The following is a 10,101-nucleotide window of genomic DNA, read 5'->3' as shown; positions in this document are numbered from 1 at the left end:
TGAAGACAAGCAGTACAACACCCGTGGCGTAAAGTGCGTTAGCGTGAACACCACTTGCGTAGGACATTTCAATCGCAATATTGGCCGTTAGCGTACGCGCAGAGTCCAATATGCCCTCAGGCATTGCGGGTGCGTTACCCATTACCATGATGATCGCCATCGTCTCACCAAGAGCACGGCCGATTCCAAGGATTACCCCGGTCATAATGCCGCTGCGTGCTGCAGGAACAAGGAGCTTAAATATGGTGTAAATCTTAGAGGCACCAAGTGCTAGCGAGCCTTCTTTGTAGGTGCGAGGAACTGCTCGAATCGAGGTTTCAGAGACGGTAATTACCGTGGGGAGAATCATGACACCCAAAACAATAATACCCGCCAAAATCGTGTTACCTGCCGGTACTTGGAAGATATTTTGGATTAGAGGAACGATGATAACCAGGCCAAAGAAACCGTACACTACCGATGGAATACCCGCCAACAACTCGACAGCCGGGCGAATAACATCGGCAACACGTTTCGGCGCGATTTCAGCGATGAAGATTGCGGTCAATACGCCTACGGGTACACCCACTATAACGGCACCAAATGTTGACACAACCGAGGCAACAATCATGGTTGCAACGCCGTAAAGCGCCGGTGGTAGCCAATCTTGGCCAAGGACAATGCCCGACACTCCAGCTTCTTGGAATGCAGGGATGGATTCTTTAACAATGAAGTAAGCAATAATTGCCAGTGAGACGATACCGATTACGGCACTCGCGAGAAACAGGCCATGGAAGATGCGCTCTTTCCAGTCAACGCGTTTGCGCTCTCGTAATGCTGGCTTAGAAACTTGAGTCGCTTCAGTATTCATAAGCTTTTCACTATTGGTTGCGATGGTCATAAAATTCTTACCTGGAGAACGAAAAGAATCGTTTCAGAGTCAGAAAAGGCTCAGCCCAAAATTAGGCTGAGCAATTAAGTAGATTTACTGGGATTAGTTAACTGAGATGTAGCCTTTCTTGTCTACAAGCGCTTGTGCATCGTCAGATACCATCCACTCTAGGAACTTCTGAGTTTGTGCTGATGGCTTACCTTCTTTGTAAAGAACAAGGAATGGACGAGCCACTTTGTAAGAGCCGTTCTTCACGTTATCAACAGACGCTGGCGTGCCATTGATAGATAGTGCGTTAACTGAAGCGTCAACAGTGCCTAGAGAAATGTAGCCAATTGCGTAAGGGTTAGATGCAACCATTGTTTTTAGAGCGCCGTTACCGTTAGCAACTTGAGCACGCTGAGAGATTGCAGAAACTTTCTTACCAGAGATTTTCTTTTTCAGTTTCATGATGTCTTCGAAAGCACCACGAGTACCTGAAGCTGTGTCACGAGTGATAGCAACGATAGGCTTGTCTGCGCCACCAACATCTTTCCAGTTAGTGATTTCGCCTTTGTAGATTGCTGTTACTTGCTCAGCAGTTAGACCACTAAGGTCGTTTTTCGGGTTAACAACAACTGCGATACCGTCCATTGCCACTGTTAGCTCTTTAAGAGCAGGCTCTTTTTCGGAATCTTTTAGGTTACGAGAAGACATACCTAGGTCAGCACTGCCGTTTTTCGCCGCTTTTACACCTGCAGAAGAACCAGGGCCTTGAACTTCGATAAATACGTCTGAGTTTGTCTTCATGTATGTTTCAGAGAAAACTTCCATCAGTGGAGTTACGCTGCTAGAGCCCACTGCAGAGATAGTTTCTTTAGCAGAAACTGAAGTCACTGCCATTGCGCCTAGAAGTGCGATTGCACCGATTACTGTCTTTTTCATCACAATATCCTTAGTTGGCTTTATTGCCGTTGTGTTTCACTTGAACGCTGCTAACTTTAGGCTTCGAATATGACAGTTGTGTTTCACTTCGTTGAAGCCTGTATGACAGATAAAAGGCGAAGTTTTGGAAGCGGTTTCACTATACAAAATCCGTACAACGACAGGTAAAACATGTAACAAGCAGTAACAAGACAAGTGCAATGGATTGCATTAATTGACGACATTTCAATAAATTAGCGCGTAAATCGAGATGTAAAATTTGCACACAACTCTAACTTTCTTGGTTGAATTATCTTGCAGGGTAATTAGAATCATTCTCGCAATTGATAAAAATAATAATTTATTTACATTTCTGTTTTATGAAGAGGACAATTCATGCGCCAACTACTCAGTGGCTTATCCATTAAGCTTCAGGTGGTTGTGCCTGTCATTTTTACTTTGCTACTCCTTGTCGCAGGTATCACTTACAGCACATCAAACCTAAAGAACACCTTCAATCAGGTTACTGTCTCCACGGAAGGACTGATCACCAACAAAGACGATCTAACTAAGATCATTGACAACACTTATGGTATGCGAATCAAGGCGATTTACAGCCTATTCCGCCCAGATGATGTCGCGCAGCTTGCCTCGACTCTAGAGCTAAAACGACAGACCAACTTCCGATTGCTTGATTCACTTGACCAAGTAAACGGCCTTCAAAATGAAGTCAAAGCCATGCGTATCGCGATTGATGACTACGTCAATTACTCAATCGAAACGATGACGCCGCTGTTGAAAACCAAGCATTCTAGTACCTCTCTCTCTGCCGCTTTCAATCAACAATATGACCGAGCTTCTGCGCTTTACCGCGACAAAGGTAATGCCATGGTACTTGCGATTGATAACCTATCAAGCAAGCTCAATGAGCTGGCGCTGATTGAAGTGGAGAACAACGAGCAGAAGCACTCTGGTGTGATGTTTAACGCCATTGTCGGTTTGTTGATTGTCTTAGCGGCTGCCGTTGTGATCAGTTGGCTATTAGCTGGCATCATCGTGACACCAATTAAAGCGTTGCAAAAAGCCATGCAAGACCTCGCAAATGGCAACCTTAAAACTCAAGTAAAGGTTGAGGGTAATAATGAGATCACAGCACTGTCTCGCGATTTCAATTCTACTATTGACCAGCTCAAAGGAACGGTAGATGCCTTAGTTCGAATCAGCGTTGATGTGGCCTCTGCCTCTACAGAGTTGGCAGCCGTAATGACTCAATCAAGCGTTAACTCAGATCAAGAGAAGAACGAAGTTGAGCATGTCGCCGCTGCAATTAACCAGATGGAAAGTACCGCAAGCGAAGTCACGGAGAATGCTAACCAAGCCGACTCTGCGTCTAATCAGGCAGACAAATTAGCCAAAGACAGCTTAGCCGTGTTTGAAGAAAACACCCGTACCAGTGAGAAGATGGCCCACCAGCTCTCTCAAGCGGCGGAAGTCGTTAACTCACTTAAAGAGCAGTCAGAGCAGATTGGTAAAGTCATTGAAGTGATTGAGGGCATCTCTGAGCAAACCAACTTGTTGGCTCTCAACGCCGCCATTGAAGCTGCACGTGCAGGTGAAAGTGGTCGAGGTTTCGCTGTCGTCGCCGATGAAGTCCGCATGCTGGCAGCTCGCACTCAAGAGTCAACCAAAGAAATTCAGACCATCATCGAAGATCTTCAGCGCCAATCTGGTACCGCAAATGAAAGCATGCATTCTAGTCTGGCGTTGTTAAACCACAATCAGGCTCAAGCAGCAGAAGTTCGTCAATCTCTGGGCAATATCAGTGCCTCTATCTCTGAACTGACGACCATTAACGCGCAAGTCGCCGTCGCTTCCGAGGAGCAAGGTCAAGTGACCGCAGATGTGAACAACAACTTAAGTAACATCTACGAATTGGTTAGCCAAAACGTTACTGGTATCACTCAGGCTGCGGCCGCGAGTCAAGAGTTATCAACATTGGCCGAGAACCAGAAACAACAGCTTGGTTTCTTCAAGGTCTAATCGTTAATGTGAGCAATAAAAAAAGGGGCTGCCAATTGGCAGCCCCTTTCTGATTTGGTCTATGTTGTTACTCGTCGTCCGCTTTCGGAGCCACTTTCTTTTTCGGAATGAACACGCTGTCGCCCACGGCCACATTCTGATGGAAGCTTTTATCACGCTTAATTGGCTTCTTCGTTGCTTTCTTCGCTTGAGCTGGACCTTTTTTATTCGTCGCTTTGCCTTTATTACGAAAATCCGGTTTACGTGGCTTCAAGCCTTTAAACTTGCCTTTCAAGCCTTCAAGTTCTGAGAAGCTTAGGTCTTGCTGTAGATAAGCTTCGACTCGTTTAAAGCTATCCCAGTCCTTTGGTCCCACCAAAGAAACCGCATCACCTTTATTACCTGCTCGACCAGTACGACCCACGCGGTGAACGTACTCTTCGGTATGCTTAGGCATATCAAAGTTAATGACGTGCGTAACGTTGGCGATATCCAATCCACGGGAAGCAACATCGGTGGTCACTAAGATTTTAAACACAGCGCGCTCAAACTGGCTCATGATGGTGTTTCGCTGAGTCTGATTAAGGTTGCCGCTCAACGCGATCGCTTTGAGTTTTTTCTCATTCAGCTTTTCCGTCAAACGATCTGTGTCTGCACGAGTCGCGGTGAAAATGATCAACTGCTTGTAGTTGGCTTCCTCGATCACGCGCTCTAAAATGGCTTCTTTATGATCGAGGTGATCACACAAGTAAAATTTTTGCGTGATATCTTTATGCTCTTCGTTCGACACACCGACTGCGATACGTTTAGGTGCATTGAGCATTTCAAATGCAATGTCATTGACTTCAGCATGATCAAGCGTTGCTGAGAACATGAGAGTCTGACGGCGGCGGTGTTTAGCGGCATTGTGAATACGGCGCAGCTCTGGTGCGAAGCCCAGATCAAGCATGCGATCCGCTTCATCAAGAACCAGCGTTTCTAATCCTTCAAGAAAAAGAGAGCGATGCTCTAAGTGATCCGCCAAACGACCTGGAGTCGCGACAATAAACTTAGGGTATTTGCGCAGCGCTTTAACCTGATCATTGAAGTTTTCCCCACCCACGATAAGTGTCGCGTCGTAAGAAAGCCCAGCTAACATTGTACGCAGCTCACCGTATACTTGCTTCGCCAACTCACGCGTTGGTGCAAGAATCACTGCACGAGGGTCTTTGGCTGAAAAAGCTTTGCTCTTAAGGGATTTGTGCAAGATTGGAAGAACAAACGCCAGCGTTTTACCAGAGCCAGTCTTTGACGAAGCCAACAGATCTTTACCAGCGATTGCAACTGGAATCGCTTTCTGTTGGATCTCTGTAGCTTTCTTAAAATCAAGGTGTTTCAAGTTTTTAAGTAAGCGGTTGTCTAAGCCTAAATCTTTAAAATGCAAAGTATTCTCCATCTGAACAGCAAGTAGCGCTAATCAGAATGAGAGACTGACCGAACGCCTGAAAATTGTAAAAACAGGCTATGATACCTGCAATTGCACAAAGTAGATAGTGATCACAGAAAATATCGCTGCCAATCCGTTTTGGCTGTTATTCAACTGTCCCATTTAACGAGAAATATGCCTCTCACCAATGAGACATAGGTCAACTTATTTGATAATTACCTAAATTCTTGGGTTTTTTTGACTTTATTCTGTTTTAACAAGGTTAAAATTGGCACTACACTATTCTCGTCACTATACGCAATAGAAGGTATAGGACTACTTATTGATACCTATTTATTCAAGGAGTTCGATTATGAACAAAATGTTGATCGCAGCTGCAGCGTCTTCAGTACTTCTTCTAGCTGGTTGTGCTTCAGGTCCAGATGAAGCTGCTACAGCTAAAATGGATGAGCTAAACAACCAAATTAGCCAACTGAGCCAAGACGTTCAAGCGCTTCAATCAGAAGTTCGTAAGTCAGGTGATGCTGCAATGTCTGCTCAAGAAGAAGCAGCACGTGCAAACGAGCGTATCGACAACATTGCTCAGTCATACACTAAGTAATCTCGTCTTTATAAAGAAAGGGTCTGCATTTGCAGACCCTTTCTTTTTTGGTAAGGATGAACTTAGTTTACAAACGTCGGAGCCACAATTTCTACTGGTACACCGTTTTGCGCCAGTATCGCTGCTTTCGCTTTTACATCAGAGTGATCAAACTCTTGTAGCCACCAATTCAACTCTTGTGGCATCTCCAAATTCTTCTTCGAACCATCACTGCGAGTCAGCGGCTCGTGCGCTTCAATAAACACGCTTCGGTCAGGCTCAAGCGACACCTTAATCGGTTCATTGATAACTCTCACCTTATCACCCAAATTAACACGCGGAAAAAGCCAATCAATATCCTTTGGGTCCATGCGAATACAGCCAGAGCTAACACGCAGGCCAATACCAAAATCTTTGTTGGTACCATGAATGAGGTAATCACCTGCACCATGAGCTAGGCGCAGCGCGTATTCACCCAATGGGTTTTCAGGGCCAGCGGGTACAACAGCGGGCAGCTCAATGCCTTTAGCTAGATATTCTTTTCTGATTGACGCTGGAGGTGTCCAAGTTGGGTTAGGTCGTTTTTGGCTAATCGTCGTTGTCATCTCCGGTGTGTCGCGTCCTACACGGCCGATACCAACAGGAAAGATGTGAACCAAATCGGTGTTCGGTTCAAAATAATACAAACGCAACTCTGCCAAATTAATCACCACCCCTTCACGCTCAACATGGGGAAGAATAATCTGCGTTGGAATAGTTAACACATAACCTGCTTGAGGCAAAAATGGATCAACCCCTTTATTGGCTGCCATTAAAGACAGAAAGCCCACATCGTATTGCTTAGCAATCTCAGCCAGCGTTTCTCCTTCATCGACTTGGTGATATTGCGTGCGCCCTACAATATTGCTGCCCTCCGGGGGGAGTGGGTAGCTTGCTGCAAATACTTGGGAGGCAAAGCAGCATCCAAGTGCAATGAGTTTACGTAGCATCCAAAAAATCCTTAGCATTTTTATAATTGGCTAAGGTTATCTCTCTTTGAACCTTGTGATCAACTATTGGTGCAGGATATGACGACCCTTTGACACTGAGCCATTTGCTTGGTTGATGGATCTGCTTGTCTGGTAAATCCGCGAGCTCTGGTACCCAACGACGGACAAACTCACCTTTAGGGTCAAAACGTTCTCCTTGCGTGGTTGGGTTAAAGATCCGAAAGTAAGGTTGGCCATCGCACCCCGTCGATGCACACCATTGCCAGCCACCATTATTTGCAGCGTATTCACCATCGACCAGCTTACTCATAAAGTAGTCTTCACCAACTCGCCAATCGACTTGGAGATCTTTAACTAAAAAGCTCGCGACGATCATCCGCAGTCGATTGTGCATCCAACCCGTTTGGTTGAGTTGCCGCATAGCAGCATCGACAATCGGGTAACCTGTTTGACCTTGCTGCCATGCCTTGATGCGACGTGGACAATTTTCCCATCTTAGGTGAACGCCCCAAGGCAGAAAGCTTTCACCTCGGCTCAGCTTAGGTTCGAAGTAAAGGAGATGCTGATAAAATTCTCGCCATATCAATTCGCTTAACCATGTTTGCCGACCTTCACTCAACGGAGCCGTTTGCTGATAGAGCAACCTAGCCATGCATTGCCTCACTGACAGTGCGCCAATCGCCAAATAAGGTGAGAGTCGACTGGTACCTTCAATGGCTGGGAAATCGCGCTCATCTTGATAGTCGTCACTGTGCTCCTTAACAAAGCTACGCAGCTGATCTAGGATCTGCTCAGTGCTGACTTGATAAGCTTGGCTCTCTTCCGTTGGGTAGCGAAACGAACAATCTTTAGAGAATAAATCACACTCGTCGACCTTCGCCTTCTGTCCATTCACTGCTGTTACTTTTTGTACTTGCACCGGAAACTGCTCCAGCTTTTGCAAGTACGCACGCTTATAAGGAGTGAACACTTTGAAGTAGTGCCCCTGCTTGTTGACAACACTGCCCGGTATAAATTGACATTTGTCATCATGACGGTGCAACACCACATCGAGGCGAGTCAGGGCCTGCTCGGCTTTGTCATCACGGCGGACCTCGTTGATCTCATACTCTTTATTAAGATGAACTGAAGTTACGCTGTACTGCTTGACCCAATTGCACACCACATCAACGCTGGATGCGTAATCCGATGTCTCGGCGTAAATAAGTGGAACGCCAAGTGACGCGAGATCGTTTTGCAACTCAAACAATCTGCGCTTGATCAAATCCGCCTGCATTGGAGCCATATGATGTTGGCTCCAACTATCCGGCGTTGCGATAAACGCCGCAACCACTGGCTCATTGCTGTTGATCGCCGCGATAAAGGCAGTATTGTCTATGGTACGTAAATCTCGTCGAAACCATACGAGCCTCATTAAGATACCTCGCTTACCTTAAGAACATCAGACAAAAAAAGCGTGCCTGAAAAAGTGCTTTTCACGTTTTCGATCGAACTTAGTTGCTGCTCGGTCAATGGGCGCGGGCTGTACAAAGCAATGGATGAGAAGCCGATATTTTCCAGCTCTGCTCTCGTTAAACCTGAAATATCATCCACCCCATCGAGCAGTGTCATATTCCACCCTTTGTCAGATAATTTCGCGGCCCAAACTCGGCTGTCGACGTCCCTATTAGAGTCAAAGTTGATGTACAAACACTTACCAAGATGCGCGGCTTTGTTTTCCGCTTCTACGATGGCTTCTAACTTGCTAACGAGCAAACCATTAAACAAAGCGGCCTGCAGTACCTGCTGATTGCGTTTCACTAACGACAACGAATCTTGAATCGGTTTGACGAACTGATCCATGACGACACTGAGTGGATACTCTTTCAAAACGGTATTGATGACCGATTCCACTTTCTTTTTGTTCAATAATGCCAAGGCACTCGTCAGGGAGGCCACTTCATCTAACTGCTCTGAAACCGGAAGGTCAGTTCCCTCATTTAGCACATCAGCGTCAAGGAGCGCCTTCACTTTACCAATGGAAACCCCTTTGTCTAACCAGGCCTGAACAGATTGAATTAAGGCGATATCTTCTTCTCGATAAAGCCTGTGGCCCTTTTCGGTCCTCATGGGTTTGATCAGATTGTAACGTCGTTGCCATGCACGCAATGTTACAGGTTTGACTCCAGTGATTTCAGAGACCTCTCTGATTGCGTATAGCTTCTTTTCACAATCCATAACGTAAACGTAACTCCTGCGGGTAAGGTTCAAAATATTTCTGTTGTTGTAAGTAGCTATCTGGGTGCGTCGCCAGATAGTGTTTAATCAAAGTGAGTGGGGCGAGTAACGGTAAAAGGCCCACGCGGTAATCGTCGATCACCTGACAAAGTTCGGCTTTTTTCTCTTTGTCTAAATCACGCTTAAAGTAGCCTTGAAGATGCATCAACACATTGGTGTTGTTTTTACGGCTGGCTCTGTGTGCCATTGCGGTCATCAAACCTTCACGATACAGCTTAAAGAACTCATCAAACTCGTAATCAGCAATGTTAGCGACGAGCTGACCTAAGCGCTTGTAGGACATAGGGTGATGAGCCATCAAGGTCAATTTATAACGTGAATGGAAAGCAATAATAGCTCCGCGAGTTGGATTGCTACCCACTGACTGGTAAAAGTCATGCAATGTATAAACCCGAGTAATAAAGTTTTCTTTCAGTACTGGGTCGTTCAATCGACCATCTTCTTCGACTGGCAACCACGGCATCTGCTTCATCAACTCCGCGGTATACAAGCCGACACCAACATTTTCAGCGCCAGCCTTGGTATAGACCTTTACTCGCTCCATGCCACAGGTTGGAGACTTAGCACATACAATGTAGCCGCACAGTTCTTGTTCAATCAGCTCTGACACTTTCTGCTGCGAATACTGCGTCATGGCTTGCGTGTGTTTGATGTCTTGATTCTTTGTCTCAACCAACTCAATGCGTTCTTCATTCGACATCAAACGAATGGTCGGTCTCGGTACTGGCATTCCCATGCCGACCTCAGGACAGATGGGCATAAAGTTGAAGTATGGAGACAGCTCCTTAGTCACGAACTTGCTGATCTTGTGGCCTGAGTCGAAACGCACATTCTCACCTAGCACACACGAACTGATACCGATATTAATTACATTGCTCATCATACTGTCCTCTCAAGGGTGTACAAATTTATTCTTTGTATAAGTTTTAGCACAAATCTTTTCAGTTATACAAAAAAAAAAATTGTATAGGTTGAGAATGACTACGAAAAAAAACCGAGATTGGTTCAGTACAAATAAGCAATCGTTTTTCCGAAT

Annotated in this window: 9 protein-coding genes; 2 read left to right on the top strand and 7 right to left on the bottom strand. The window is 45.7% G+C overall.

Annotated features, from left to right (window positions below):
• Together pstC and RH45_RS05065 are read right to left on the bottom strand one after the other, a co-directional pair.
• Positions 1 to 880: phosphate ABC transporter permease subunit PstC (gene pstC, locus RH45_RS05070; RefSeq protein WP_008074508.1), on the bottom strand; the 880-nt coding region annotated here is incomplete at its 3' end.
• Between the two features lie 93 nt (positions 881 to 973).
• The gene (locus RH45_RS05065; protein WP_008074506.1) at positions 974 to 1,795 is read right to left on the bottom strand and encodes a phosphate ABC transporter substrate-binding protein; all 822 of its coding nucleotides are present in this window, start codon (positions 1,793 to 1,795) and stop codon (positions 974 to 976) included.
• A 375-nt stretch (positions 1,796 to 2,170) separates the two neighbouring features.
• On the opposite strand from RH45_RS05065, the gene RH45_RS05060 reads away from it, so the two are divergent.
• Complete coding sequence (locus tag RH45_RS05060) at positions 2,171 to 3,814, top strand: methyl-accepting chemotaxis protein (RefSeq protein WP_008074504.1); 1,644 nt, start codon at positions 2,171 to 2,173, stop codon at positions 3,812 to 3,814.
• A 67-nt stretch (positions 3,815 to 3,881) separates the two neighbouring features.
• On the opposite strand, the gene RH45_RS05055 is transcribed toward RH45_RS05060, so the two are convergent.
• Positions 3,882 to 5,228: a DEAD/DEAH box helicase gene (locus tag RH45_RS05055; RefSeq protein WP_039958197.1), complete on the bottom strand. Its 1,347-nt coding sequence runs from the start codon at positions 5,226 to 5,228 to the stop codon at positions 3,882 to 3,884.
• Positions 5,229 to 5,571: 343 nt separating this feature from the next.
• On the opposite strand from RH45_RS05055, the gene RH45_RS05050 reads away from it, so the two are divergent.
• Entirely contained in the window at positions 5,572 to 5,820 is a 249-nt protein-coding gene (locus RH45_RS05050) for an Lpp/OprI family alanine-zipper lipoprotein (protein ID WP_008074501.1), read from the top strand.
• A 62-nt stretch (positions 5,821 to 5,882) separates the two neighbouring features.
• Here the strand turns inward: RH45_RS05050 and RH45_RS05045 are convergent, their stop codons facing one another.
• From RH45_RS05045 to RH45_RS05030, 4 genes are read right to left on the bottom strand one after another with little or no spacing between them, the layout of a single operon-like run.
• Positions 5,883 to 6,788 (bottom strand): L,D-transpeptidase family protein, encoded by a 906-nt coding sequence (locus RH45_RS05045; protein ID WP_008074499.1) that lies wholly within the window; start codon positions 6,786 to 6,788, stop codon positions 5,883 to 5,885.
• On the bottom strand, positions 6,778 to 8,202 hold the full coding sequence (phrB, locus tag RH45_RS05040; RefSeq protein ID WP_008074496.1) for a deoxyribodipyrimidine photo-lyase: 1,425 nt from the start codon (positions 8,200 to 8,202) through the stop codon (positions 6,778 to 6,780). Before phrB ends, RH45_RS05045 begins: the two co-directional genes overlap by 11 nt.
• A complete protein-coding gene (locus RH45_RS05035) occupies positions 8,202 to 9,005 on the bottom strand; it encodes a MerR family transcriptional regulator (RefSeq protein WP_008074494.1) in 804 nt (267 codons plus the stop codon). Before RH45_RS05035 ends, phrB begins: the two co-directional genes overlap by 1 nt.
• The gene (locus tag RH45_RS05030) at positions 8,995 to 9,945 is read right to left on the bottom strand and encodes a YbgA family protein (protein ID WP_008074492.1); all 951 of its coding nucleotides are present in this window, start codon (positions 9,943 to 9,945) and stop codon (positions 8,995 to 8,997) included. The genes RH45_RS05035 and RH45_RS05030 overlap by 11 nt, the downstream gene beginning before the upstream one ends.
• Positions 9,946 to 10,101 lie beyond the last annotated feature (156 nt).

It is taken from the genome of Vibrio sinaloensis DSM 21326 (genome assembly GCF_000189275.1).
Lineage (GTDB): Bacteria > Pseudomonadota > Gammaproteobacteria > Enterobacterales > Vibrionaceae > Vibrio > Vibrio sinaloensis.
Note: the sequence above shows the minus strand (reverse complement) of the source record. Positions and strands in the feature narration are given on the sequence as shown.